This is a genomic window from Streptomyces hyderabadensis, from assembly GCF_020404845.1.
GTDB lineage: Bacteria > Actinomycetota > Actinomycetes > Streptomycetales > Streptomycetaceae > Streptomyces > Streptomyces hyderabadensis.
The window spans coordinates 18,883-43,028 of sequence record NZ_JAIOJZ010000060.1; the positions used below are offsets into that span (position 1 = coordinate 18,883).

The following is a 24,146-nucleotide window of genomic DNA, read 5'->3' on the forward strand; positions in this document are numbered from 1 at the left end:
CGGGATGGTCTCGGCGCGGACGGCTCGCCGGGCTGCCGCGCTGGGGCTCGGCGCGCTGTGGTGGTGGGCCGTGCTGCGCCTGGCGCTGGAGCCCGGCGCCGGGGTGCTCGAAGGCGCGGTCGCGGTCGGCGGCTGGGGACTGAGCGTGCTGCCGGTGCACTGCGTGCCGAGGCGGCAGGCAGCGGGGGCGCTGGGGGCGGGGCGGTGGCGAAACGCCCTGCGCGGGGCGCGGCGGGGCCCGGCTCCCTCCAGCCCGGACGAGCACCGGCCTTTGCGGCAGAGGGACCTTTACGGGAGGGGCCGGAGGGAGTAACGTACAACCAAATGGTTGTAGATGGAGTGGCCGAAGAAGCGGAAGCGGGCACGGACCGTCTGTTCCAGGCCCTGGCCGACCTGACCCGCCGCGACATCCTGCGCCGCTGCGGGCGGGACGAGCTGTCGGTGTCCCGGCTGGCCGAGGCCTACCCGATGAGCTTCGCCGCGGTGCAGAAGCACGTCGCGGTACTGGAGCGGGCCGGCCTCGTGGTCAAGGAACGACGCGGACGGGAGCAGCTGGTGCGGACCGATCTCGACGCCCTGGACCGGGCCCGCCGCGCCCTGGACGAACTCGAGGGTGCCTGGCGCGGGCGGGTGGCGCGGATGTCCGAACTGCTCGCCGAGGCGCCGGAGGCCGGATCGGAATCTCCCTCGGAGTTCCCGGCGGAATCCCCCTCGGAATCCGAGCCCGAGACCACGCACCAACCGACGGAAGGACAGAGCCGATGAGTGTCACCAGCCTGGACAAGGACCTCGACAACCTGACCCTCACCCTGGTCGCCGACTTCGCCGCCCCCGTGGAACGGGTGTGGCAGCTGTGGTCCGACCCCCGGCAGCTGGAGCGCTGGTGGGGACCGCCGGCCTACCCGGCGACGGTGGAGGAGCACGACCTGACCCCCGGCGGGGACGTCACCTACTTCATGACCGGCCCGGAAGGGGAGAAGTTCCGCGGCTGGTGGCGGGTGGCCACGGTCGACGCCCCGAGGTCGCTGGAGTTCACCGACGGGTTCGCCGACGAGGACGGGGTGCCGAACGCCGCGATGCCGACGACCGCGAACCGGGTCACGCTCACCGCACGCGACGGCGGCACCCGGATGGAGATGCGGGCGGTCTTCGACACCAGGGAGCAGATGGACCAGCTCATGACGATGGGCATGGAGGACGGCCTGCGCGAGGCGGCCGGGCAGATGGACGCGCTGCTCACCACCGGCTGAGCCGCACCGGCATCCCGGCGGCTTCCTCAGCGCCGTGTGCGGGCGCCCGCGACGGTGCCCGGCCGCGGCGCGGGCCCGCTCTGGCAGGTCGGGCACCAGTACGTGGGCCGCTCGCGGGAGCCGTCGCCCTGGTCGGCCACCCGGACCGACGTGCCGCAGCGCAGGCAGGGGCGGGGCGCCCGCCCGTACACGAACAGGTCCTGGCCGCGCAGGCCCGTGGTGCGGCGGACCGGGCGCTCGCGGTTGGCCTCCAGGAGCTTCTTGGCGAGCGTGGGCAGCAGCGCGGCCCGGTCGGCGGGCAGCCCGCCGACCGGCAGCCAGGGCGTGACGCCGAGCAGGAAGCACAGCTCGCACTTGTAGACATTGCCGATACCGGCGAGATTGCGCTGGTCCAGCAGGGCCTCGCCGAGCGGACGGGCCGGGTCCGCGCACAGGTTGTCCAGCGCCCGCGCCGGGTCCCAGTCGGGGCCGAGCAGGTCGGGGCCGAGATGGCCGACGGCGCGCTCCTCGTCACCGGTGCGGAGGATGTCCAGCACCGGGAGGCGGTAGCCGACGGCCGTGCGGTCGGCGGTGCCGAGGACCACCCTGATCTGGTGCGCCGGGCCGCCGCTCCAGCGCTGGTGTGGCGCGAAGACCCTCCAGGAGCCGTCCATCCGCAGGTGCGAGTGCACGGTCAGGCCGCCTTCGACCCGGGCGAGCAGGTGCTTGCCGCGCGGGGTGACGTCCAGGACGGTACGGCCGGTGAGGTCGACCGTGGCGTACCGGGGGACGCGGAAGTCGCTGCGGGTCAGCACCTTGCCCGCGAGGGCGTTGTGCAGCCGTCGCGCCGCCTGCCAGACCGTGTCTCCTTCGGGCATGGCTCAAGGGTGACAGGGTCACGCCCTGATGCGCAGACCGCGCGGGGTGGCGATGAACCCCGCTCCCTCCAGGAGCGGGCCGAAGGGTGACGTCAGGGCCGCCGTGCCGTTGACGCGCTCCACCGTGACCGTGCCGAGGGAACCGGCGCGGGCCGCCTCCGCGAGCGCCTGCGCGGCGGCCCGCAGCCGCGGGTCCTCGGTGGGCAGCCGGTCGGGGTCGGAGGGCCACAGCAGGAGGGTCTTGCCACCGCGCTCCATGTAGAGCGCCGGTTCGCCCTCGACGAGCACCACCAGGGAGCCCGCCTTGCGGCCGGGCTTGTGCGTGGCACCGGCGGGCGGCTCGGGCCAGCCGAGGGCCGCACCGTAGGCGTTCGCCGGGTCGGCGGCGGCCAGGACGACGGCTCGGGGACCGGCGGCGGTGCGGTCACGGCGACCGGGGAACCCGGTGTCGTACGCGCCGCGCGGGCCGTCGAAGCGCCCGTACGCGCCGCCGCCGCGTGGACCGCCGGCGCCCGGCTCGGCATAGTCGCGAGGTGAGATGTAGTCGCCCCGGGAGGGGGAGCGGCCCAGGCGGTCGGGGTCGGCGAAGACGTCGTCGTAGGGGGCCGGGCCTCCGGGTCCCCCGGAGCCTCGGAGGTGTTCCGGACCTCCGCGACCCCCACGGTCGCCGCGGGCGCCGGGGTCACCTGGGTCTCCGGGGGAGAAGTCGGCGAAGGGGTCCGGTGTGTCGTCGGGTCCCCCGGGGCCGATGGACGCGGGGTCACCGGAGGGGGTCAGGGGGTCGAGCGGACCGAGAGGACCGGCGAGGGGACCGAAGGGGGAGTCGTCGGCCGGTCCGCCGGAGCCGTGCGGTCCGCCGGAGCCGTGCGGTCCGGTGGAGCCGCCGGGACCGGAACGGCTCGCGGAGCCGCCGCCCGTGAACCCTTCCGGTCCGGGCGGGCCGTCACCGCGCTCGCGGGCGTTCGCCACCGCGCGCAACCGGTCCACGGCGCCCTCCATGGCGAACTGCGCCGCCCCGAGCCCCTCGACCACATAACCGCGCCGGGCCTGGCCGCTCTCCTCGAACGCGGCCAGGATCCGGTACACCGCCGAGAAGCCGCCCTCGACGCCCTCCGCGGCGACGGCGCCGCGGGTCACCACGCCGTGCCGGTCGAGGAGCGTGCGGGCCAGCGCGTGGGCCCGCACCGTGCCGTCGGCCTCGCGGGCCGGGAGCAGCGACCAGCGGCCCGCGACCGTCGGCGGGCCGCTGCGGGAGGCGGGGCGGGCGGCGGCCGTCAGCGAGCCGTACCGTCCGCGGGGCACCGCGCGCTTGGCACGGTGGGCCGTGGAGCCCGCGGTGCGCCCGGAGCCCAGCAGGGAGCGCAGGGGCGCGAGCGTGTCGTTCGTCAGCCGTCCGGACCAGGCCAGGTCCCACAGGGCGTCGGCCAGCTGCGGATCGGTGGCCTCCGGGTGGGTGGTGGCGCGGACCTGGTCGGCGATCTGCCGGAAGAACAAGCCGTACCCGCCCGCGAGCACGCTCAGGACGGACTCGTGCAGGGCGGTCGTCTCCAGGGGGTGCGGGGGCGGCAGGAGCAGCGGGGCCGCGTCCGCGAGATAGAGGGAGACCCAGCCGTCCTTGCCGGGCAGCGAACCAGCACCGGCCCACACCACCTCACCGGCGGCCGTCAGCTCGTCCAGCATCGCCGGGCTGTAGCCCGCCACGCGGGAGGGCAGGACCAGCTTCTCCAGGGCGGAGGCAGGCACGGAGGCGCCCTGCAACTGCTCGACGGCGCGGACCAGCCCGTCGACGCCGCGCAGCGTGTGCCCCTTGCCGATGTGCTGCCACTGGGGCAGGAACTGGCCGAGCGCGGCCGGTGCCACCGGCTCCAGCTCGTGCCGGAGCGCGGCCAGGGAACGGCGGCGCAGCCTGCGCAGCACGGTCGCGTCGCACCACTCCTGGCCGATGCCGGCCGGATGGAACTCGCCCTGGACGACCCGTCCCGTCCCCGCCAGTCGCTGCAGGGCGCCCTCGGTGACCGCCACGCCCAGCCCGAAGCGGGCCGCCGCGGTGACCGAGGTGAAGGGGCCGTGGGTGCGGGCGTGCCGGGCGAGGAGGTCGCCCAGGGGGTCCTTGACCGGCTCCGTGAAGGCCTCCGGCACACCGACGGGCAGTGCCGTGCCCAGGGCGTCGCGCAGCCGGCCCGCGTCCTCGATCGCCGCCCAGTGGTCGGCGCCGGCGATGCGCACCCTGATCGCGCGGCGGGCCGCGGCCAGCTCGGGCGCCCACCGCGGTTCGGCGCCCCGCTCGGCCAGCTCCGCGTCCGTCAGCGGGCCGAGCACCCGCAGCAGGTCGGCGACGCCCTCGGCGTCCTTGACGCGGCGGTCCTCGGTGAGCCACTGCAGCTCGCGCTCCAGCTCGGTGAGCACCTCCGCGTCGAGCAGCTCGCGCAGCTCCGCCTGGCCCAGCAGTTCGGCCAGCAGCCGCGAGTCCAGGGACAGGGCGGCGGCCCGGCGCTCGGCAAGCGGCGAGTCGCCCTCGTACAGGAACTGGGCGACGTAGCCGAAGAGCAGGGAGCGGGCGAACGGGGACGGCTCCGGGGTGGTGACCTCGACCAAGCGGACCTTGCGGGCCTCCAGGTCGCCCATCAGCTCGACCAGGCCGGGCACGTCGAAGACGTCCTGGAGGCACTCGCGGACGGCCTCCAGGACGATCGGGAACGAGCCGTACTCGCTGGCCACCTCCAGCAGCTGCGCGGCGCGCTGGCGCTGCTGCCACAGCGGGGTGCGCCGGCCGGGGCTGCGGCGCGGCAGCAGCAGCGCGCGGGCGGCACACTCACGGAACCGGGACGCGAACAGGGCCGAGCCGCCGACCTGGTCGGTCACGACCCGGTCGACCTCGCCCTTGTCGAAGAGGACGTCGGCCGCGCCCACGGGCGCCTGCTCGGCGTCGTACTCGAGGCCGGGCTTCGCGGGGTCCTGGTCGAGGAAGTCCAGGCCCATCAGGTCGGCGTCCGGCAGGCGCAGCACGATGCCGTCGTCGGCGTGCATGACCTGGGCGTCCATGCCGTACCGCTCGGACAGCCGGGCGCCGAGGGCCAGGGCCCAGGGGGCGTGGACCTGGGCGCCGAAGGGGGAGTGGACCACGACCCGCCAGTCGCCCAGCTCGTCGCGGAAGCGCTCGACGACGATGGTGCGGTCGTCGGGGACGTGGCCGCAGGCCTCGCGCTGCTCGTCGAGGTACGACAGCACGTTGTCCGCGGCCCAGGCGTCCAGGCCCGCGGTGACCAGGCGCAGCCGGGCGTCCTCCTCGGACAGCGAACCGACCTCGCGCAGGAACGCGCCCAGCGCCCGGCCCAGCTCCAGGGGGCGGCCCAGCTGGTCGCCCTTCCAGAACGGCAGCCTGCCCGGCACGCCCGGCGCCGGGGAGACCAGGACCCGGTCGCGCGTGATGTCCTCGATCCGCCAGGAGCTGGTGCCGAGCGTGAAGACGTCCCCCACCCGGGACTCGTACACCATCTCCTCGTCCAGCTCGCCGACCCGGCCGCCGCCCTTCTTCGGGTCGGCACCGGCCAGGAACACCCCGAAGAGTCCGCGGTCGGGGATGGTGCCCCCGGACGTCACGGCGAGCCGCTGCGCCCCCGGGCGGCCGGTGACCGTGCCGGCGACCCGGTCCCACACCACGCGCGGGCGCAGCTCGGCGAAGGCGTCCGAGGGATAGCGGCCGGCGAGCATGTCCAGGACGGCGGTGAAGGCCGACTCCGGCAGCGAGGCGAAGGGCGCGGCCCGGCGGACGGTGGCCAGGAGGTCGTCGACCTGCCAGGTGTCCAGCGCGGTCATCGCCACCAGCTGCTGGGCCAGCACGTCCAGCGGGTTGGCGGGAATCCTGAGGGCCTCGATGGCGCCGCTGCGCATCCGCTCGGTGACCACGGCCGACTGCACCAGGTCGCCGCGGTACTTCGGGAAGACCACGCCCGTGGAGACCGCGCCGACCTGGTGGCCCGCGCGGCCCACGCGCTGGAGGCCGGAGGCGACCGAGGGCGGCGATTCCACCTGGACGACCAGGTCGACGGCGCCCATGTCGATGCCCAGCTCCAGGCTGGAGGTGGCGACCACGGCGGGCAGGCGGCCCGCCTTCAGGTCCTCCTCGACGAGGGCGCGCTGCTCCTTGGAGACCGAGCCGTGGTGGGCGCGGGCGATCACCGGCGGGGCGCCCTGGGCGGCGCCCGAACCGCCCATCAGCTCGGCCGGGGAGTGGTGCTCGTCCAGGGGCTCGCCGGTCGCGCGCTCGTACGCGATCTCGTTGAGCCGGTTGCACAGGCGCTCCGCCAGCCGCCGGGAATTGGCGAAGACGATCGTGGAGCGGTGCGACTGGACCAGGTCGGTGATCCGCTCCTCGACGTGCGGCCAGATCGACGGGCGCTCCGCGCCCTCGTTGCCGTCCGCGACCGGGGAGCCGCCCAGCTCGCCCAGGTCCTCGACCGGGACGACCACGGACAGGTCGAACTCCTTGCCCGACTCCGGCTGCACGATCTCGACCCGGCCGCGCGGGGCGAGGAACCGGGCCACCTCGTCCACCGGGCGGACCGTCGCCGACAGACCGATGCGGCGGGCCGGCTTCGGCAGCAGCTCGTCCAGCCGCTCCAGGGTGAGCGCGAGATGGGCGCCGCGCTTGGTGCCCGCGACCGCGTGCACCTCGTCCAGGATCACCGTCTCGATGCCGGTCAGCGCCTCGCGCGTGGCCGACGTCAGCATCAGGAACAGGGACTCGGGGGTGGTGATCAGGATGTCCGGCGGCCGGGTGGACAGGGCGCGGCGCTCGGCGGCCGGGGTGTCGCCGGACCGGATGCCGACCTTGACCTCGGGCTCGGGCAGGCCCAGGCGCACGGACTCCTGGCGGATGCCGGTCAGCGGGCTGCGGAGGTTGCGCTCCACGTCGACGGCCAGGGCCTTCAGCGGGGAGACGTACAGGACGCGGCAGCGCTTCTTGGGGTCGGCGGGCGGGGGTGTCGAGGTCAGCTGGTCCAGCGCGGCGAGGAAGGCGGCCAGCGTCTTGCCGGAGCCCGTGGGGGCGACCACCAGCACGTCCGAACCCTGCGAGATGGCCTGCCACGCGCCCGCCTGGGCGGAGGTGGGCGCGGAGAAGGCCCCCGTGAACCAGCCGCGGGTCGCGGGGGAGAAGCCGTCCAGGGCTCGGTGTGCGGAGCTGACCATGGATCCATCGTGCACCCGGCCACTGATAATCGGCCCGAGCCGGGCGACCGGGCAGGTCACCGCCGGAACCGGGCGCGGCCGGAAGCAGGCGTCGGTGGGGTCGGTGGGTCGGTCGTCGGGGGCGGTCGGCGGTTGCCCGCCGCCCTCCCCGTCCGGGCCATGGCGGGACGCAAGCCGGCGGGTGCCCGTCCGTCCGCGGGTCCCGCCTCCATGCGTGACCGTCGGCGTGCGGAGGGCGTCCTGCGCCGGTGGCCGGGGCCGGGGGCGTTCGAGCGGGGCCCCCGGGGCCGGTGGCCTCCCGAGGCGGCCGGCCCCGGTCGGCCGGGTGGTTGCGGCTCCGCACCGGCCGTTCCCGGCGGTGCGCCGCAGGTGACGCAGAATGGGGGCATGGCGGGATCGGGCGAGCGGGCGCGGCACTGGCGGTACGCGGAGCTGCCCGACGTCGACCTGCTCCGCGCCCAGTACATACGGAAGACCTTCGTGCGCCACACGCACGAGCACTTCGTCATCGCCGCCATCGCCGACGGCGTCGAGGTCTTCCACCACGGCGGGAGCGACCAGTACGCCGGGGCCGGCTCCCTCGCGCTGGTCAACCCGGACACCCCGCACACGGGGCGGGCCGGGGTGCCGGAGGGATGGCGGTACGGAGCCGTCTACCCGGCACCCGAACTGGTGGCCGGCATCGCGGCGGAGACGACGACGCTGCGCGGGACGCCGGGATTCGTCCGGCCGGTGCTCGACGACCCGTACACCGTCGAGCTGGTGCACCACGTGCTGCGGGCCGCCGACGACGGGAACGCGCTCGCCGCCGACACCCTGCTGCGGGTGGCCGTGACCCGGCTGCTGCGGCTGAACGGCGGCTCGCTGCCCCGGCGCCGGGTGCGTACGGCCGGGGCCAGGACGGCGGCACGCGCCCGTGCCGTGCTGGAGGAGCGGATGGCCGACCCGCCGAGCCTGGAACGGCTCGCCGGGGAGCTCGGGAGCAGCCCGTTCGCGCTGCTGCGGGCCTTCCGGGACACCTACGGCATGCCGCCCCACACCTGGCTGACGGACGCCCGGGTGCGTCGGGCGCGGCGGCTGCTGGACACCGGGACCTCCCCGGCCGAGACCGCCGTCGCCGTCGGGTTCACCGACCAGCCGCACCTTAACCGGCACTTCGCGCGGATCGTCGGCGTGCCGCCCGGTGCCTACCAGCGGGAGCGCAAGAACGTACAAGACGATCGGCGAGGGCTGCTCCTACCGTTCGAGGCGTGACAGAACAGACAGCCCTTTCCGACGCTCCCGGCATCGGGGACACCGGCGCCAAGCCGGACGCCGCCGTCGTACGGGACGCCCTCGGGGTCGGGGTCGCCGTCGGACTGTCCGGGTTCGCCTTCGGGGTGACCTCGGCCGGCAGCGGACTCACCCTGGCCCAGACCTGTGCGCTCAGCCTCCTGGTGTTCACCGGGGCGTCCCAGTTCGCGCTGGTCGGCGCCCTCGCGGCCGGCGGCAATCCGCTCACGGCGGCGGCCGGGGCCTTCTTCCTGGGCGTGCGCAACGCCTTCTACGGGCTGCGCCTGTCGCAGTTGCTGGCCCTCCCGCGCGCGGTGCGACCGTTCGCCGCGCAGTGGGTCATCGACGAGACGACGGCCGTGGCGCTCGCCCAGCCCACGCGCCGCGCCGTCCGGCTCGGGTTCACCGTCACCGGACTCACCCTGTACGTCCTGTGGAACCTCACCACCCTGCTCGGCGCGGTGGGCGCGGAGGCCATCGGGGACACCGACGCCTGGGGGCTCGACGCCGCCGGTCCCGCGGTCTTCCTGGCGCTGCTGGCGCCGATGCTGAAGAACACCACCGAGCGCGTGGTCGCCGCCCTGGCCGTCCTCCTGGGCCTCGGTCTGCTGCCCGTGCTGCCCGCGGGCGTACCCGTCCTGGTGGCCGCGCTGGCGGCGCCGCTCGTCCTGTGGGCACGCGGCCGCCGCGCGCGTGGTGCCGAGGACGACGGCGCGCTGCGCGGGGCCGTGGAACGGGAGGACGGGCGATGAGCGTGTGGATCGCGATCGGCGTGACCGCGGTGGGCTGCTACGCGGTCAAGCTCCTCGGGCTGCTGGTCCCCGCGGGCGCCCTGGAACGGCCCCTGGTCCGGCGGCTCGCCGCGCTGCTGCCCGTCGCCCTCCTCGCCGCGCTCACCGCCCAGCAGACCTTCGCCGACGGACAGGAACTCGTCCTGGACGCGCGGGCCGCCGGAGTCGCCGCGGCCGCCGTCGCACTGCTGCTGCGCGCGCCGTTCCTGCTCGTCGTCGCGGCGGCCGTGGTGGTCACCGCGGGCGTACGGGCCATGGGCGGCTGAACCACCGGCGGGCCGACCGCCCGTCCGGGGCGGTGTCCGCCGGGTCGGCCGCCCGGCGCGTCAGCCGAGGGGACGGCCGTACGCCCGGAGGGTGTGCAGGGCATCGAGGGTCGCCCGGCCGCGGGCCTCCAGCGCCGGGGCGGGGGCCCACCGGCGGCGGCGCACCGGCCAGCCGCCGTCGCCCTCCTGCTCCGCCGCGAGGTGGTCGAGGGAGCGGGTCATCTCGTCGTCCGTGAACCACGCGCGCGCGAGCGAACGCGGATCCTTCGCGTAGTCGTGCGGGAAGTGGTGCTCGCCCGCGGCGTGGCCGTCGGGTACCGGACCCGCGTCGAGATCTTCCGGGTCCAGCACGGCCAGGCGCTGTTCGCGCACCAGGCGACCCAGCCGGTCGGCCGCGGCCCGCGCGCGCGGACGGTCCGGAGCGCCGTCCAGGAAGGCCACGGCGGCCGCCACCTCGTACGGGCGCGGGGACACCAGCGACTCGGCGGCCTGCCAGCAGAAGTCCGTGGCCCGGAACAGCCAGGCGTGCCAGACCTCGTTGCGGTGCAACAGGCCGACCACCGGCCCGGTGACGAGCAGCTCACCGGCAGGGCCCGCCACCACCGGCACGAAGGGCGCGGCCGGATACCCGTCCCGGCCCGCACGCGTCACCGGCAGGGCACCGTCGGGCGTGGACACGGAGGTCAGATAGCGGCAGACCCGCTCGGCCCGCTGCCCGCCGCAGCGGCCGACGGCGTCCAGGACGCGCAGGGCGCACACGGTGTGCAGCGGCTGGCTGACCGGGCCGCGCAGATCGGGCTCCAACGCGTGTCCGTACCCGCCGTCCTCGTTGCGGTAGGCCTCCAGCGCGGTCTCCACCGGGTCCGGGTCCCCGCCCCGGAAGTGGTACGCGAACAGCCGCTGCTCCAGTACGCGCGCGGTGAGCCAGACGAAGTGCTCCGCGCGCGCGAGCGGTGATCGCGAGTCCGGGGTGCGGACGGGCGCGGGCGGGGGGATCGCGGGGAGCGGGGACGCTCCGGTTTCGGCCATGGGACAGACCGTAGGCCGAAAAGCGGTTCCGGCAGGTGGTCCCGGCTCGGGGCCCACTCTCAGGGGCGGGATACTGGGGGCATGCGGTTGACGGTCTTCTGGGAGCGGATGACGGATCACTTCGGTCCGGCGTACGCCGACACCTTCGCGCGCGATCACGTGATGGCGGAGCTGGGCGGGCGTACGGTGCACGAGGCGCTGGACGCCGGCTGGGACGCCAAGGACGTGTGGCGGGTGGTGTGCACCGTCATGAACGTGCCGCGGGAACAGCGGTGACGATCGAAGATCGCCGGACGGGGCTCCTGTGCCGGTGGCGTGGGCGAGACTTGCTCCGTGGCATCCACTGACGAGACCGGGCAGGCCGCCCGGCACACTGTCCCGGCCGGCAGCACGCCGCCCACCGGCCCACCGGCCGACGGCACCGCCGCCGGGCCGGGCGCCCGCATGCCGCGCTGGCTGCCGCGCGCCATGGTGCTGGCCCTCGCGCTCATCGCCGCGTTCCAGCTGGGCAGCTGGGCCTTCCACCAGCTCACCGGGCTGCTGATCAACGTCCTCATCGCCTTCTTCCTGGCCCTGGCCATCGAACCGGCGGTGAGCTGGATGGCCGGGCGCGGCCTGCGCCGGGGGTTCGCCACCTTCCTCGTCTTCCTCGCGGTGCTGATCGCCGCCGCGGGGTTCGTCACGCTGCTCGGCTCCATGCTCGCCGGGCAGATCGTCAAGATGGTCGAGGACTTCCCGGACTACCTCGACTCCGTCATCAACTGGGTCAACGGCCACTTCCACACCGAACTGCGGCGGGTCGACATCCAGGAGGGCCTGCTCCGCTCCGACTGGCTGCGCAACTACGTGCAGAACAGCGCGACGGGTGTCCTGGACGTGTCGGCCCAGGTCCTCGGCGGCCTCTTCCAACTGCTGACGATCCTGCTGTTCTCGTTCTACTTCGCCGCCGACGGCCCCCGGCTGCGGCGCGGACTGTGCTCCGTCCTGCCGCCCGCCCGCCAGGCCGAGGTCCTGCGCGCGTGGGAGATCGCCGTCGACAAGACCGGCGGCTACCTCTACTCACGCGGGTTGATGGCACTGATCTCCGGCATCGCCCACTACATCCTCCTGGAGATCCTCGAGGTGCCCTACGCGCCCGCGCTCGCCGTGTGGGTGGGCCTGGTGTCGCAGTTCATCCCGACCATCGGCACCTATCTCGCGGGCGCCCTGCCCATGCTGATCGCGTTCACGGTCAACCCCTGGTACGCGCTGTGGGTGCTGATCTTCGTGGTGGTCTACCAGCAGTTCGAGAACTACATGCTGCAGCCCAAGCTGACGGCCAAGACCGTGGACATCCACCCCGCGGTCGCCTTCGGTTCCGTGATCGCGGGCACCGCCCTGCTCGGCGCCGTCGGCGCGCTGATCGCCATCCCGGCGGTCGCCACGCTGCAGGCGTTCCTCGGGGCGTACGTCAAGCGCTACGACGTCACGGACGATCCGCGGGTCCACGGACGCCGGGTCCGCCGGACGGTGTCCGGATCGTCCACGCGGCTGCGCAAACTGTGGGTCCGGCGCCCGGAACAGGAACGCCCGGAACAGGAACGCCCGGGGCCGGAGGACACGGACGGCACCGGGGGCGGCGGCTCCTCCTGAGGGACCGCACCGCCCGGGAGCGGGCTCAGCCCTGCGGCTCCTGGGGCTTGGCGTCGATCTCCCGCAGGCTGCGGTCCTTGAACTCGGTGCGGGTCTCGGTGCGGTGGCCGCGGGCGATGTAGTCCCGCACCACCGCCTCGACGGCGTCCTGGGGCGAGCCGACACCGGCCAGGACCATCACTTCCACCACCAGTTCGGCGTCGAGACTGATGCTGACCTTGGCCACGGTGTCCCCTCTCGTCCCCGCTCCCGGTGCCGCATCCGCATCCAACCACCTGGCGCGCCGGCCCGTGGTCGTACGCTCGGAAGTGCCGCGTGGTGCGCTTGACACGAAAATCGAACATCCATTCTTATGGAGGCTCCGGCGGGGCTCGCGACGGGTGATTCGAGTGGGTTCGGGTGGAGATGTACCCGAGTTATCCACAGGCCGGACCCGCGTCGGGGCCCATTGTCAGTGGCAGGCATTAGCGTCTTTGACGTGAAGCGATCGAATCAAGCAAACCGGGTGGAACCCATGGCAGGAACCGACCGCGAGAAGGCCCTGGACGCCGCGCTCGCACAGATTGAACGGCAGTTCGGCAAGGGCGCGGTCATGCGCATGGGCGAGCGGCCGAACGAGCCCATCGAGGTCATCCCGACCGGATCGACCGCGCTCGACGTGGCCCTCGGCGTCGGCGGCCTCCCGCGCGGCCGCGTCGTGGAGGTCTACGGCCCCGAGTCCTCCGGCAAGACGACCCTGACCCTGCACGCGGTCGCCAATGCGCAGAAGGCCGGCGGCCAGGTCGCCTTCGTGGACGCCGAGCACGCCCTCGACCCCGAGTACGCCAAGAAGCTCGGCGTCGACATCGACAACCTGATCCTCTCCCAGCCGGACAACGGCGAGCAGGCCCTGGAGATCGTGGACATGCTGGTCCGCTCCGGCGCCCTCGACCTCATCGTCATCGACTCCGTCGCCGCGCTCGTCCCGCGTGCGGAGATCGAGGGCGAGATGGGCGACAGTCACGTCGGCCTGCAGGCCCGGCTGATGAGCCAGGCCCTGCGGAAGATCACCAGCGCGCTCAACCAGTCCAAGACCACCGCCATCTTCATCAACCAGCTCCGCGAGAAGATCGGCGTGATGTTCGGCTCCCCGGAGACCACGACCGGTGGCCGGGCACTGAAGTTCTACGCCTCCGTGCGCATCGACATCCGCCGCATCGAGACGCTGAAGGACGGCACCGAGGCGGTCGGCAACCGCACCCGCTGCAAGGTCGTCAAGAACAAGGTCGCGCCGCCCTTCAAGCAGGCCGAGTTCGACATCCTGTACGGCCAGGGCATCAGCCGCGAGGGCGGGCTGATCGACATGGGCGTGGAGCACGGCTTCGTCCGCAAGGCCGGCGCCTGGTACACGTACGAGGGCGACCAGCTCGGCCAGGGCAAGGAGAACGCGCGCAACTTCCTGAAGGACAACCCCGACCTGGCCAACGAGATCGAGAAGAAGATCAAGGAGAAGCTGGGCGTCGGCGTGCGTCCCGAGGAGTCGGCCACCGAGCCCGGCGCGGACGCCGCCTCCGCCGCCACGGCCGACGCCGCACCGGCGGTGCCCGCGCCCACGACCGCCAAGGCCACCAAGTCCAAGGCCGCGGCAGCCAAGAGCTGACCCGTGACCCGACGAACCGACTGGGCCGAGTACGCGAGCGGCTCCGCCGGGCCGGGCGACGGCGCGTACGGGGCGGCTGCGGCCCCGTACGAGACGGACCCCTCCGCCATGGGGCCCCGTGAGGACGCTGCGACGCGCCACGGTGACGGCGAGGCGCGCCACGGCGGCGGACGGGGCCGCGGAGCGGGCGGCGGGCGCGGGCGCCGGAGACGCGAGCGCGCTGAGGCGTCCGCCGAGGACGGAGGTGCCACTTCCTCGTCGAGGGCCGAGAAGGGGGAGCCTCCGCGGGACCCGGTCGAGCAGGCACGGGCGATCTGCCTGCGCCTGCTCACCGGGACCCCGCGCACCCGTAGGCAGCTGGCCGACGCCCTGCGCAAGCGGGAGATCCCGGACGAGGCCGCGGAGGAGGTGCTGTCCAGGTTCGAGGAGGTCGGCCTGATCAACGACGGCGCCTTCGCTCAGGCCTGGGTGGAGTCCCGGCACCACGGCCGCGGGCTGGCCCGGCGCGCCCTCGCCAGAGAGCTGCGCACCAAGGGCGTCGACACCACGCTCATCGACGCGGCGGTGTCCCGGCTGGACACCGAGCAGGAGGAGGAGACCGCGCGCGACCTGGTCGCCCGCAAGCTGCGTGCCACCCGGGGACTCGACCGCGACAAGCGGCTGCGCCGTCTCGCGGGCATGCTGGCCCGCAAGGGCTACCCCGAGGGCATGGCCCTGCGGGTGGTCCGCCAGGCGCTGGAGGAGGAGGGCGAGGACACGGAGTACCTCGGCGACGAGGGATTCTGAGCCGACGCCCGACCCGAGGGCAGGCGAGGGCGACCCGGTCGCCGACCGGCGAAGACCGCGCAGGATTACCTTGCGTTCCCGGAAGGGTGAGGACCCTGCGCACGGCGGTACCGTCTGCGCCGTCGCGTGGCCGTACGAGCCGCGGCCACCGCGCGCATGTCCCGTCGCCGGACGACCGGCGGCGGACCGACCCGCGCGGACACTCCTCCAGCGCCCCGGAAAGGCGGCCCTGCCATGCCCACGCCCGCCCGCCGCCGAAGAGCCCTCCCCGTTCTGCTCCTCGGCACCGGTCTGCTGCTGAGCGGCTGCGGCCTCTTCTCGGCCGACTCCGGTTCCGCGGACGACGGGCCGCTCACCCTCGGATTCGTCAACGGTGGCGACAGCCGGTTCCACACCTGCCTCCAGCGGTCCGTGGAGATCGCCGCCAAGAACAACTTCGCGAGGCTGGTCACCGCCAACTCCCGGCAGGACGCGGCGACCGAGCTGAGCAACATCGAGGACATGATCGCGCGCGAGGTCGACGCGATCATCCTGCAGACCGTCGACACGGACGCCCTGAAACGTGACTTGGCGAAGGCCGAAGAAGCGGACATCCCCGTCTTCCTGACCTCCGTGAGCACCGACCCGGACGACATCCTGGGCGCGGTGGTGGTCGACCTGGAGGCGGTCGGACGGCTCGACGCCCAGTGGGTCGCCGACGACGCCGGCGGCCGGGACGTACAGGTCGCCGTCGTCGCGGGGGCGCCGGGTGCCGCCTCCGACCTGCTCACCGACGGCTTCACCAAGGCCCTGCCCGCCAACGCCGAGGTGGTCGCCGAGCAGCCGGGCATGTTCGACGCCGACAAGGCCGAGGAGGTCGCCGCCGGCATGGCCCGGGCCCACCCCGGCCTGGACTACGCCTTCGTCGCCAACGAGCAGATGGCGTTCGCCGCCCGCAAGGCCTTCGACGCGGCCGGAGCGGACCGGGTCAAGATCGTCACGGTCAACGGCACCGACGAGGCCCTCGACGCGCTGAAGGACGGACGCTTCTCCGCGACGGTGTCCAACTCGGCCGGAAACACCGGTGAACTGGCCGTCCGCAACACCATCGCACTGCTGCGCGACAGGACGGCGAAGAAGATCGACCACACCCCGATCCGCCTGGTCACCGAGGACAACGCGGACACGGCACCCCTGTACTGCCCCGCCGAGTACTGAGACCGGACGGCCACTGGCGCGTTCCGTTCAGCGCGACCCGGCCGCCGCTCCCGCTCCCTGCTCCGCCTCGGTCGCCGCCCCGGCCGTCGCTCCGCCCAGCGCGCTCTCCGCGGCCGCGTAGAGGTCGGCCGGGCGCACCCCGTTCAGCGCCGTGACCAGGTGGCCGTCGGGCCGCACCAGCAGCACCGTGTGCGCCGCGGCACCGGGATAGCTCTCGGTGACCAGCAGCTCGGCACGGTGGGGCAGCGCCGTCACCGCGGCCGCCAGCCGGGGCATGATCCCGGCCGTCACCCAGTGCTTGCGGTCCCACACCCCGGTGCCCGGCGCGATCAGCACCACCAGCAGCGCCCCCCGCCCCAGCCGGTCGCGCAGCCGTACGAAGGTGCCGTCCTCCGCAGTGACCCGTACATCGGTGACGGGTGTCCCGGGCGGGGTGTCCACGGCCACCTCACCGGTGAGGTTCTCCGGCGCGAGGGGTGAGCGGGCGTACGTCACCGGCGCGCCCAGAGCCCCGCGTCCGAGGTGACCGTCCGTCAGCAGCGCGTCGTTGCCGCGCGCCGTGCCGGGGACGTAGGAACGCAGCCCACCGCCGCCGCGCAGCAGCGGGAGCAGCTGATCGGCGGCGCGCAACCGCGCGGAGATCGCCGCCCGCCGCTCCTCTTGGTAGCTGTCGAGCAGCGCCTCGCGGGGCCCGTGGTGCCAGGCCAGGGCCAGCTTCCAGGCGAGGTTGTCGGCGTCGAGCAGCCCTTCCTCCAGGCCCTGCGTGCCCAGTGCGCCCAGCAGGTGGGCCGCGTCCCCGGCGAGCAGCACGCGGCCCACCCGCCAGCGGCGGGCGAGGCGGTGGTGGACGGTGTGGACTCCGGTGTCGAGGAGTTCGTAGGCGGGGGCCGGACCCTCGGCCCACCCCGCGAGGGTCTCGCGGACCCGGTTCACCAGCAGTTCGGGCGTGACCAGGTCCTTGCCGGGCGGCAGCAGCCAGTCCAGGCGCCACACGCCGTCCGGCAGCGGGCGGCCGACCACCTCACCGGCCCACGGTCCGGTCGTCCGCCACGGCGGCATGCGGTGGAGCAGTGCCTCGTCGGTCCACGGGAGTTCGGTGCGCAGCGCGGCGACGGCGTATCGTTCCACCGCCGTACGGCCGGGGAAGCGGATGTCCTGGAGCTTGCGGACGGTGGAGCGCGGGCCGTCGCAGCCGACCAGGTAACTGCCCCGCCACCAGGTGCCGGCCGGGCCGCGGGTGTGGGCCGTGACGCCGGACTTCTCCTGCTCGATGCCGTCCAGCCGGCTGTCCACGGCGATCCTGACGAGCCGCTCCCGGGTGAGCGCCGTGCGCAGGACCCCGGTCAGCTCGTGCTGGGCGATGTGCAGCGGCGCCGGGTCGGCCTCCCCGAAGACGACCTCGCGCGTCACCTGCTTGCGCCGCATCGACCGCCATCCGGCCCAACGGGAACCCAGCCCCGCCAGTGGCGTGCCGGTCAGCCGTTCGACGAGCGCGACGGCCTCCTCGCGCAGGACGACGGTGCGTGCGGGGCGGGGCTCGTCCTTGCCCGGCCCCTCGTCGAGGACGACACAGGGCACCTCCTGCCGCGCCAGCGCCAGGGCGAGCGTGAGCCCGACGGGCCCCGCTCCGGTGATGATCACCGGGTCCACGGTGCGGCGCCCCCTGCCCGTGGCGGTGTCCCGGGGGACGTGGGTGAACAGGACATTGGAGCAGGGTGCACGGTCACAGAACGTATGCAACCTATTGCCGCTGCTTGCGTCAAGCGACGGAGGCCGTGGCGATCACGCCACGGCCTCCGTCGATGGTCATACGAGATGACCGAGGGTCAGAAGTGCTAGACCTTGCCGACCGTGCCGGCGTCGGCGGTCTCCACGTCGTCCGCACTCAGTACCGCACCGGTCGACTTCTTCGCCCGCCGCAGCCGGCGTTCCAGCCAGCTCGCGAAGCTGGTGAGGGCGAAGTTCAGCGCGATGTAGATCACGGCGACCACGGTGTAGCTGGCGATCACGTTGGCGCCGTAGTAGCCGCTCATGGTGTTGGCCGAGGCGAGCAGCTCGGGGAAGGTGAGGATCGCGCCGCCCAGCGCGGTGTCCTTGAGGATCACGACGAGCTGGCTGACGATGGCCGGCAGCATCGCGGTGACCGCCTGCGGCAGCAGGATCAGCCGCATGACCTGGCCCTTGCGCAGCCCGATCGCCATGGCGCCCTCGGCCTGCCCCTTGGGGAGGGCCAGGATGCCGGACCGGACGATCTCGGCGAGGACCGAGGCGTTGTACAGCACCAGGCCGGTGACGACGGCGTACAGCGGGCGGTCGTCCGAGCTGACGTTGGTGTACTCCGCGAACAGCGCGAGACCGAAGATCATCAGGACCAGCACGGGGATGGACCGGAAGAACTCGACCACGACCGCGGCCGGGACGCGGACCCACGCGTGGTCGGAGAGCCGGGCGATGCCCAGCGCCGCGCCCAGGGGCAGGGCGATGACCACCGCGAGCACCGCGGCCTTCAGGGTGTTCTGCAGACCCGGCCAGATGTACGTCGACCACGCCTCGGTGCCGGTGAAGAAGGGCTTCCACAGGGCCCACTCCAACTGACCCTTGTCGTTGAGGGTGCTGAACACCCACCACAGCAGGGCGGCGAGGGCGACCAGGAAGACGACCGTGAACAGGACGTTGCGGCGCTTGGCGCGGGGGCCCTGGGCGTCGTAGAGGACCGAACTCATCGCTTCACCGCCACCTTCTTGCCCACCCAGCCGAGGATCAGGCCGGTCGGCAGCGTCAACACCACGAACACGAGAGCGATGACCGCGGAGATGAGCAGCAGCTGAGCCTCGTTCTCGATCATCTCCTTCATCAGCAGCGCCGTCTCCGCGACACCGATGGCGGCGGCGACCGTGGTGTTCTTGATCAGTGCGATCAGCACGTTCGCCAGCGGAACGACGGACGAGCGGAAGGCCTGCGGCAGAACCACCAGCCGGAGCACCTGCCCGAAGCTCAGGCCGAGCGCCCGAGCCGCCTCCGCCTGGCCGACGGGCACCGTGTTGATGCCGGAGCGCAGCGCCTCGCACACGAACGACGACGTGTAGAGGATCAGGCCGAGGACGGCGAGCCGGAAGTTGATCGTCTCGAAGTCGTTACCGCCGCCGAGGGTGACCCCCAACGTCTGGTTCAGTCCCAGGGACGCGAACAGGATGATCACGGTCAGCGGGATGTTCCGGACGATGTTCACGTACGCGGTTCCGAAACCGCGCATCAACGGCACCGGGCCGACCCGCATGGCGGCCAGTATGGTGCCCCAGATCAGGGAGCCGACGGCCGAGAGCACAGCGAGCTGCACCGTCGTCCAGAAGGCTCCCAACAGGTCGTACTTGTCGAGAAAGTCGAACACGATCTCCCGCGCTTCCGCGTGTAGGGACGCCCGGTCCGGTGCGCCGCCCCAGCCGTGGGGCGGCGCACCGGGTCAGGCCCGGCCTCAGCTCTTGATGTCGCCGATCTTCGGCGCCGGCTCGTTCTTGTAGTTGGCCGGGCCGAAGTTGTCCTTGACGGCCTTGTCCCAGGCACCGTCGGCGACCATGGCCTCGAGCGCGTCGTTGATCTTGTTCTTCAGGTCGCTGCCCTTCTTGACGCCGATGCCGTAGTTCTCGTTCGTCAGCTTGAAGCCGCCGAGCTTGAACTTGCCCTTGAACTGCGCCTGGGAGGCGTAACCGGCGAGGATCGAGTCGTCCGTGGTCAGCGCGTCGACGGCGCCGTTCTGCAGGCCGGGCAGGCAGGCCGAGTACGTCGGGTACGGCTGCAGCTGGGCCTTGGGGGCCAGCTCCTTCTTGATGTTCTGCGCCGAGGTCGAGCCCGTGACCGAGCAGAGCTTGGCGTCGTTCAGGTCCTCCGGCGACTTGATCTTGTCGTCGTCGGCGCGGAGCAGCACGTCCTGGTGGGCCAGCAGGTAGGGGCCGGCGAAGTCGACCTTCTCCGAGCGCTCGGGGGTGATCGAGTACGTGGCGGCGATGAAGTCGACGTCACCGCGCTGCAGCATGGTCTCGCGGTCGGCGCTCTTCGACTCCTTCCACTCGATCTGGTCCTCGGTGTAGCCGAGCTTCTTGGCGACGTACGTGGCGACGTCCACGTCGAAGCCCGCGTAGCCGTCCGGGGTCTTCTGGCCGAGGCCGGGCTGGTCGAACTTGATGCCGATGGTGATCTTCTTGCCGTCACCGCCGGAGGAGCCGCTGTCGTTGTCGTCGCCGCCGCACGCGGTGGCGGTCAGGGCGAGGGCGAGCACGGCGGCCGAGGCGGCGGAGACCTTGCGGAGCTTCATGGTGGACATCCTTTGGCTGTGATCGAGCCGCGATGAGCGAGCTGCGATCGGACGATCAGAGGATCAGGCGATCAGGTGCGGCCGTCGCGAGCGGGCCGCCGGTGCGGCCGGCGCGGGGCGCCGGAGCCGCTCCGAAGTCTCAGTGGTGCAGGATCTTCGACAGGAAGTCCTTGGCGCGGTCGCTGCGCGGGTTGCTGAAGAACTGGTCCGGCGTGGCCTCTTCGACGATGCGGCCGTCCGCCATGAACACGACGCGGTTGGCCGCCGAGCGGGCGAAGCCCATCTCGTGCGTGACCACGATCATGGTCATCCCGTCCTCGGCGAGCTGCTTCATGACCTCCAGGACCTCGTTGATCATCTCGGGGTCGAGGGCGGACGTCGGCTCGTCGAAGAGCATGACCTTCGGGTCCATGGCCAGCGCACGCGCGATGGCGACGCGCTGCTGCTGACCACCGGAGAGCTGCGCGGGGTACTTGTCCGCCTGGGCGCCCACCCCGACCCGGTCGAGCAGGGCGCGGGCCTTCTCCTCGGCCTTCTTGGCGTCGGCCTTGCGGACCTTGACCTGGCCCAGCGTCACGTTCTCCAGCACCGTCTTGTGCGCGAAGAGGTTGAACGACTGGAAGACCATGCCGACGTCGGCCCGCAGCCTGGCCAGCTCCTTGCCCTCGGCGGGCAGCGGCTTGCCGTCGATGGTGATCGAACCGTCGTCGATGGTCTCCAGACGGTTGATGGTGCGGCACAGGGTGGACTTGCCGGACCCCGAGGGCCCGATGACCACGACGACTTCGCCGCGGTGGATCGTCAGGTCGATGTCCTGGAGCACGTGCAACGCGCCGAAGTGCTTGTTGACACTCTTCAGGACGACCAGTTCGCCGGTCGCAGCCTTGTCTTCCTTGGCCACCGATACTTCGGTCATCGCTCTCGGGCTCCGTCCTCCTGGGTTTCGCAGGACAGTAGTGACCCGGGCCACGTCGCGTCTCTACATCTGAGCGAGATCTGAGCATCACGATCCGATAGCAATCGGACACGAGTCGTAGCACTTGTGAGCTGGGCGCATATCGGCCGGATAACTTCGAGCGGCCGCAACCGGAAGCCTCTTGACGCCGTCCCCCCTCATCGGCGTCACTGCACAGGACGCACGCGCGCGCGTGCCCGTCCGCCAGCCCGTCCCGATTTCTACCCGCCCCAGGCGTACGGCCGATGAACCGAAGGGAGCCCGGATGAGACTGCTGCTCGTCGAGGACGACAACCACGTGGCCGCCGCCCTGTCCGCGATCCTGGCACGGCACGGCTTCGACGTCACCCACGCGCGCAGCGGCGAGGAGGCGCTCCAGGCGCTCGTCCCCGAGGTCGACGGCTTCGGCGTCGTCCTGCTCGACCTGGGCCTGCCCGACCAGGACGGCTACGAGGTGTGCGGCAAGATCCGCAAGCGCACCAGCACCCCGGTCATCATGGTCACCGCCCGCTCCGACGTGCGCTCCCGCATCCACGGCCTCAACCTCGGCGCCGACGACTACGTGGTCAAGCCGTACGACACCGGGGAGCTGCTCGCCCGGATCCACGCCGTCAGCCGGCGCACCGCGCACGAGGACGCCACCGGGAGCACCGAGACCGTGGTCCGCCTCGGCGCGGTCCGCATCGAGCTGCCGACACGCCAGGTGAGCGTGGACGGTTCGGTTGTCCAACTCACCCGCAAGGAGTTCGACCTGCTGGCCCTGCTCGCCCAGCGCCCCGGGGTGGTCTTCCGCCGCGAGCAGATCATCAGCGAGGTCTGGCGCACCAGCTGGGAGGGGACCGGGCGCACCCTGGAGGTGCACGTCGCCTCGCTGCGCTCGAAGCTGCACATGCCCGCGCTGATCGAAACCGTCCGCGGCGTCGGCTACCGCCTCGTCGCCCCCACCGCCTAGCGGGGCCGGGTGAGCACACGCCTGCTCCCGCTGCTCATCGTCCTGATGGCGGCCGTACTGCTCGCGCTCGGCGTTCCGCTCGGCGTCAGCGTCGCCCGCGCGGAGCAGCAGAAGGTCGTCATCGACCGCATAGACGACACGGCGCGGTTCGCCGCGCTCGCCCAGTTCGTCACCGAGGACGGGACGGGCGGCTCGCGGCGGACGGACACGGACGAGCGCCTGGAGACCCTGCAGACCGAGCTGACCAGCTACTACGAGGTCTACGGCATCAAGGCGGGGGTCTTCTACCGCAACCACATCCCGATGGCCAACGCGCCCACGACCTGGTTCCTGCCGCAGTCCGGCGAGGTCCGCGCGTCCTTCGACGAGGCGCTGCTCAGCCGCCGCAGCCACGACCCCGAGCAGGTGTGGCCGTGGCAGGACGGCAGGCTCGTGGTGGCCTCGCCGGTCATCCGGGACGGCGACGTGGTCGCGGTCGTCGTCACCGAGTCGCCGACCGACTCGATGCGCTCGGCGACCCTGCGCGGCTGGCTGGTCATCGGCGCCGGGGAGTTCGCCGCGATGCTGCTCGCCGTCGGTGCCGCACTGCGGCTGACCGGCTGGGTGCTCAGGCCGGTGCGGGTGCTCGACGCCACCACCCACGACATCGCCACCGGGCGGCTCAAGTCCCGGGTCGCGCCGGCCGGCGGGCCGCCGGAGCTCAGACGCCTGGCCCGGTCGTTCAACGAGATGGCCGACCACGTCGAGGACGTCCTGGAACAGCAGCGCGCCTTCGTCGCCGACGCCTCGCACCAGCTGCGCAACCCGCTCGCCGCGCTCCTGCTGCGCATCGAGCTGCTCGCCCTGGAACTGCCCGAGGGCAACGAGGAGATCGCCTCCGTCCAGACCGAGGGCAAACGCCTGGCCAGGGTCCTGGACGACCTGCTCGACCTGGCGCTGGCCGAGCACAGCCAGGCCGACCTGAAGGTCACCGACATCGGCACCCTGACCGCCGAGCGGGTGGCCGCCTGGGCACCGACGGCCGAGGCCAAGGGCGTACGGCTGGTCGGCGACTGCCCGCCGACCACGGGCTGGGCCGACCCGGTGACGCTGTCCAGCGCCCTGGACGCGGTCATCGACAACGCGGTGAAGTTCACGCCGCGCGACGAGACGGTACGGGTCGCGGTGGCCTCCACCGGGGACGCGGCCACCGTCGTCGTCACCGACAACGGGCCCGGGCTCACCGACGAGGAGCTCACGCGCGTGGGCGACCGTTTCTGGCGCAGCGGCCGGCACCAGAACATCAAGGGCTCCGGTCTGGGCCTGTCCATCTGCCGGGCGCTGCTCGCGGCGGGCGGCGGCTCGATCTCCTTCGGCCACCACGATCCCCACGGCCTGGAGGTCACCGTCACGGTCCCCAGGACCGGCACGGCGCCCACGGAGCCGCGGCAGCGCGACCCTAGGGCTTGACCGACCGGTAATAGCGCCGGGCGCCCTCGTGCAGCTCCAGCGGGTCGGTGTAGATCGCGGTGCGCAGGTCCACCAGCTGGGCGGAGTGCACGTGCGCTCCGATGCCGTCGCGGCTGTCGAGCACGGTCCGGGTCAGCCACTCGGTGAGCCGCGGATCGACGTCCGCGCGGGTCACCAGCAGGTTGGACACGGCCATCGTCGGTACCACCGCGCCGTTCTGGACCGTGGGGTAGGCCGACTCGGGCATGTTGGTGGTGCGGTAGTAGCGGGTCGCGCCGCCCGACCCGTGCAGCTTGGTGACCAGGTCGGGGCTGATCGGCACGAACCGGAAGGCGGAGCGCTCCGCTATCTCCTTGAGGCCGTCCGTCGGCACCCCGCCGGACCAGAAGAACGCGTCGAGCTCGTGGCCCAGCCGTCCGGGGCCGGTGTCGATCCCGTCCGCCCGGGGCGTGATGTCCGTCTCCGGGTCGATGCCCACGGCCTTCAGCAGCCGGGTGGCGATCAGCCGCACCCCCGAGTCGGGCAGCCCGATGGCCACCCGCTTGCCCCGCAGGTCGGCGACCGACTGGATG

At 73.0% G+C, this 24,146-nt stretch carries 23 protein-coding genes; 13 read left to right on the plus strand and 10 right to left on the minus strand.

Annotation, left to right across the window (positions count from 1 at the left end):
• Positions 1 to 4 precede the first annotated feature (4 nt).
• From K7854_RS31925 to K7854_RS31935, 3 genes are read left to right on the plus strand one after another with little or no spacing between them, the layout of a single operon-like run.
• A complete protein-coding gene (locus K7854_RS31925; RefSeq protein ID WP_226030040.1) occupies positions 5 to 313 on the plus strand; it encodes a hypothetical protein in 309 nt (102 codons plus the stop codon).
• 11 nt (positions 314 to 324) lie between these two features.
• Entirely contained in the window at positions 325 to 765 is a 441-nt protein-coding gene (locus tag K7854_RS31930) for an ArsR/SmtB family transcription factor (protein ID WP_226030041.1), read from the plus strand.
• The gene (locus tag K7854_RS31935) at positions 762 to 1,250 is read left to right on the plus strand and encodes an SRPBCC family protein (RefSeq protein WP_226030042.1); all 489 of its coding nucleotides are present in this window, start codon (positions 762 to 764) and stop codon (positions 1,248 to 1,250) included. Before K7854_RS31930 ends, K7854_RS31935 begins: the two co-directional genes overlap by 4 nt.
• 26 nt (positions 1,251 to 1,276) lie before the next feature.
• Here K7854_RS31935 and K7854_RS31940 read toward each other — a convergent pair whose 3' ends face one another.
• Positions 1,277 to 2,107, minus strand: a complete 831-nt coding sequence (locus K7854_RS31940; protein ID WP_226030043.1) for an Fpg/Nei family DNA glycosylase — start codon at positions 2,105 to 2,107, stop codon at positions 1,277 to 1,279.
• A gap of 18 nt (positions 2,108 to 2,125) precedes the next feature.
• Positions 2,126 to 7,297 (minus strand): ATP-dependent helicase, encoded by a 5,172-nt coding sequence (locus tag K7854_RS31945; RefSeq protein WP_226030044.1) that lies wholly within the window; start codon positions 7,295 to 7,297, stop codon positions 2,126 to 2,128.
• Positions 7,298 to 7,684: 387 nt separating this feature from the next.
• Here K7854_RS31945 and K7854_RS31950 point away from each other — a divergent pair, with 387 nt between their 5' ends.
• The 3 genes from K7854_RS31950 to K7854_RS31960 are packed head-to-tail and all read left to right on the plus strand — an operon-like array spanning position 7,685 to position 9,626.
• Positions 7,685 to 8,551, plus strand: a complete 867-nt coding sequence (locus tag K7854_RS31950) for an AraC family transcriptional regulator (RefSeq protein ID WP_226030045.1) — start codon at positions 7,685 to 7,687, stop codon at positions 8,549 to 8,551.
• Positions 8,548 to 9,321, plus strand: coding sequence for an AzlC family ABC transporter permease (locus K7854_RS31955; protein WP_226030046.1), 774 nt, complete (start codon positions 8,548 to 8,550; stop codon positions 9,319 to 9,321). Before K7854_RS31950 ends, K7854_RS31955 begins: the two co-directional genes overlap by 4 nt.
• Positions 9,318 to 9,626, plus strand: coding sequence for an AzlD domain-containing protein (locus tag K7854_RS31960; RefSeq protein WP_226030047.1), 309 nt, complete (start codon positions 9,318 to 9,320; stop codon positions 9,624 to 9,626). The genes K7854_RS31955 and K7854_RS31960 overlap by 4 nt, the downstream gene beginning before the upstream one ends.
• Positions 9,627 to 9,686: 60 nt before the next feature.
• On the opposite strand, the gene K7854_RS31965 is transcribed toward K7854_RS31960, so the two are convergent.
• Positions 9,687 to 10,655, minus strand: a complete 969-nt coding sequence (locus K7854_RS31965; protein WP_226030048.1) for a hypothetical protein — start codon at positions 10,653 to 10,655, stop codon at positions 9,687 to 9,689.
• An 81-nt stretch (positions 10,656 to 10,736) separates the two neighbouring features.
• Here K7854_RS31965 and K7854_RS31970 point away from each other — a divergent pair, with 81 nt between their 5' ends.
• Positions 10,737 to 10,931, plus strand: a complete 195-nt coding sequence (locus K7854_RS31970; RefSeq protein WP_226030049.1) for a DUF3046 domain-containing protein — start codon at positions 10,737 to 10,739, stop codon at positions 10,929 to 10,931.
• A 57-nt stretch (positions 10,932 to 10,988) separates the two neighbouring features.
• On the plus strand, positions 10,989 to 12,287 hold the full coding sequence (locus tag K7854_RS31975; protein WP_226030050.1) for an AI-2E family transporter: 1,299 nt from the start codon (positions 10,989 to 10,991) through the stop codon (positions 12,285 to 12,287).
• 25 nt (positions 12,288 to 12,312) lie between these two features.
• Here K7854_RS31975 and K7854_RS31980 read toward each other — a convergent pair whose 3' ends face one another.
• A complete protein-coding gene (locus K7854_RS31980) occupies positions 12,313 to 12,513 on the minus strand; it encodes a DUF2191 domain-containing protein (RefSeq protein WP_226030051.1) in 201 nt (66 codons plus the stop codon).
• A gap of 288 nt (positions 12,514 to 12,801) precedes the next feature.
• Between K7854_RS31980 and recA the strand changes: the two genes are divergently transcribed.
• The 3 genes from recA (at position 12,802) to K7854_RS31995 (ending at position 15,909) form a co-directional block, all read left to right on the plus strand.
• Positions 12,802 to 13,926 (plus strand): recombinase RecA, encoded by a 1,125-nt coding sequence (gene recA / locus K7854_RS31985; RefSeq protein ID WP_226030052.1) that lies wholly within the window; start codon positions 12,802 to 12,804, stop codon positions 13,924 to 13,926.
• Between the two features lie 3 nt (positions 13,927 to 13,929).
• Positions 13,930 to 14,712, plus strand: coding sequence for a recombination regulator RecX (recX, locus tag K7854_RS31990; protein WP_226030053.1), 783 nt, complete (start codon positions 13,930 to 13,932; stop codon positions 14,710 to 14,712).
• A 234-nt stretch (positions 14,713 to 14,946) separates the two neighbouring features.
• Positions 14,947 to 15,909 (plus strand): sugar ABC transporter substrate-binding protein, encoded by a 963-nt coding sequence (locus K7854_RS31995; RefSeq protein ID WP_226030054.1) that lies wholly within the window; start codon positions 14,947 to 14,949, stop codon positions 15,907 to 15,909.
• 27 nt (positions 15,910 to 15,936) lie between these two features.
• Here K7854_RS31995 and K7854_RS32000 read toward each other — a convergent pair whose 3' ends face one another.
• The 5 genes from K7854_RS32000 to K7854_RS32020 form a co-directional block, all read right to left on the minus strand.
• The gene (locus K7854_RS32000; protein ID WP_226030055.1) at positions 15,937 to 17,559 is read right to left on the minus strand and encodes an FAD-dependent monooxygenase; all 1,623 of its coding nucleotides are present in this window, start codon (positions 17,557 to 17,559) and stop codon (positions 15,937 to 15,939) included.
• Between the two features lie 185 nt (positions 17,560 to 17,744).
• On the minus strand, positions 17,745 to 18,632 hold the full coding sequence (locus K7854_RS32005; protein ID WP_226030056.1) for an amino acid ABC transporter permease: 888 nt from the start codon (positions 18,630 to 18,632) through the stop codon (positions 17,745 to 17,747).
• Positions 18,629 to 19,297, minus strand: a complete 669-nt coding sequence (locus K7854_RS32010) for an amino acid ABC transporter permease (RefSeq protein WP_127892978.1) — start codon at positions 19,295 to 19,297, stop codon at positions 18,629 to 18,631. Before K7854_RS32010 ends, K7854_RS32005 begins: the two co-directional genes overlap by 4 nt.
• Positions 19,298 to 19,381: 84 nt before the next feature.
• Positions 19,382 to 20,218 carry a glutamate ABC transporter substrate-binding protein gene (locus K7854_RS32015; RefSeq protein ID WP_226030057.1) on the minus strand — a complete coding sequence of 279 codons (837 nt, stop codon included), beginning with the start codon at positions 20,216 to 20,218 and terminating at the stop codon, positions 19,382 to 19,384.
• Positions 20,219 to 20,357: 139 nt separating this feature from the next.
• Positions 20,358 to 21,134: an amino acid ABC transporter ATP-binding protein gene (locus tag K7854_RS32020; RefSeq protein WP_226030058.1), complete on the minus strand. Its 777-nt coding sequence runs from the start codon at positions 21,132 to 21,134 to the stop codon at positions 20,358 to 20,360.
• A 304-nt stretch (positions 21,135 to 21,438) separates the two neighbouring features.
• Between K7854_RS32020 and K7854_RS32025 the strand changes: the two genes are divergently transcribed.
• Positions 21,439 to 22,125 carry a response regulator transcription factor gene (locus K7854_RS32025; RefSeq protein WP_109029956.1) on the plus strand — a complete coding sequence of 229 codons (687 nt, stop codon included), beginning with the start codon at positions 21,439 to 21,441 and terminating at the stop codon, positions 22,123 to 22,125.
• Between the two features lie 9 nt (positions 22,126 to 22,134).
• Positions 22,135 to 23,574 (plus strand): HAMP domain-containing sensor histidine kinase, encoded by a 1,440-nt coding sequence (locus K7854_RS32030; RefSeq protein ID WP_226030059.1) that lies wholly within the window; start codon positions 22,135 to 22,137, stop codon positions 23,572 to 23,574.
• Here K7854_RS32030 and K7854_RS32035 read toward each other — a convergent pair.
• Positions 23,564 to 24,146 (minus strand): TAXI family TRAP transporter solute-binding subunit (locus tag K7854_RS32035; protein WP_226030060.1); only part of this gene is annotated, 583 nt, incomplete at its 5' end. The two genes, K7854_RS32030 and K7854_RS32035, sit on opposite strands and share 11 nt — an antisense overlap.

Coding starts and splice junctions, on each gene's coding strand:
- K7854_RS31995 (WP_226030054.1), top strand. CDS start 14,947: ATGCCCACGCCCGCCCGCCGCCGAAGAGCCCTCCCCGTTCTGCTCCTC.
- recA (WP_226030052.1), top strand. CDS start 12,802: ATGGCAGGAACCGACCGCGAGAAGGCCCTGGACGCCGCGCTCGCACAG.
- K7854_RS31925 (WP_226030040.1), top strand. CDS start 5: ATGGTCTCGGCGCGGACGGCTCGCCGGGCTGCCGCGCTGGGGCTCGGC.
- K7854_RS32020 (WP_226030058.1), bottom strand. CDS start 21,134: ATGACCGAAGTATCGGTGGCCAAGGAAGACAAGGCTGCGACCGGCGAA.
- K7854_RS31930 (WP_226030041.1), top strand. CDS start 325: ATGGTTGTAGATGGAGTGGCCGAAGAAGCGGAAGCGGGCACGGACCGT.
- K7854_RS32005 (WP_226030056.1), bottom strand. CDS start 18,632: ATGAGTTCGGTCCTCTACGACGCCCAGGGCCCCCGCGCCAAGCGCCGC.
- K7854_RS31960 (WP_226030047.1), top strand. CDS start 9,318: ATGAGCGTGTGGATCGCGATCGGCGTGACCGCGGTGGGCTGCTACGCG.
- K7854_RS32025 (WP_109029956.1), top strand. CDS start 21,439: ATGAGACTGCTGCTCGTCGAGGACGACAACCACGTGGCCGCCGCCCTG.
- K7854_RS31970 (WP_226030049.1), top strand. CDS start 10,737: ATGCGGTTGACGGTCTTCTGGGAGCGGATGACGGATCACTTCGGTCCG.
- K7854_RS31940 (WP_226030043.1), bottom strand. CDS start 2,107: ATGCCCGAAGGAGACACGGTCTGGCAGGCGGCGCGACGGCTGCACAAC.
- K7854_RS31935 (WP_226030042.1), top strand. CDS start 762: ATGAGTGTCACCAGCCTGGACAAGGACCTCGACAACCTGACCCTCACC.
- K7854_RS31945 (WP_226030044.1), bottom strand. CDS start 7,297: ATGGTCAGCTCCGCACACCGAGCCCTGGACGGCTTCTCCCCCGCGACC.
- K7854_RS32015 (WP_226030057.1), bottom strand. CDS start 20,218: ATGAAGCTCCGCAAGGTCTCCGCCGCCTCGGCCGCCGTGCTCGCCCTC.
- K7854_RS31965 (WP_226030048.1), bottom strand. CDS start 10,655: ATGGCCGAAACCGGAGCGTCCCCGCTCCCCGCGATCCCCCCGCCCGCG.
- K7854_RS31950 (WP_226030045.1), top strand. CDS start 7,685: ATGGCGGGATCGGGCGAGCGGGCGCGGCACTGGCGGTACGCGGAGCTG.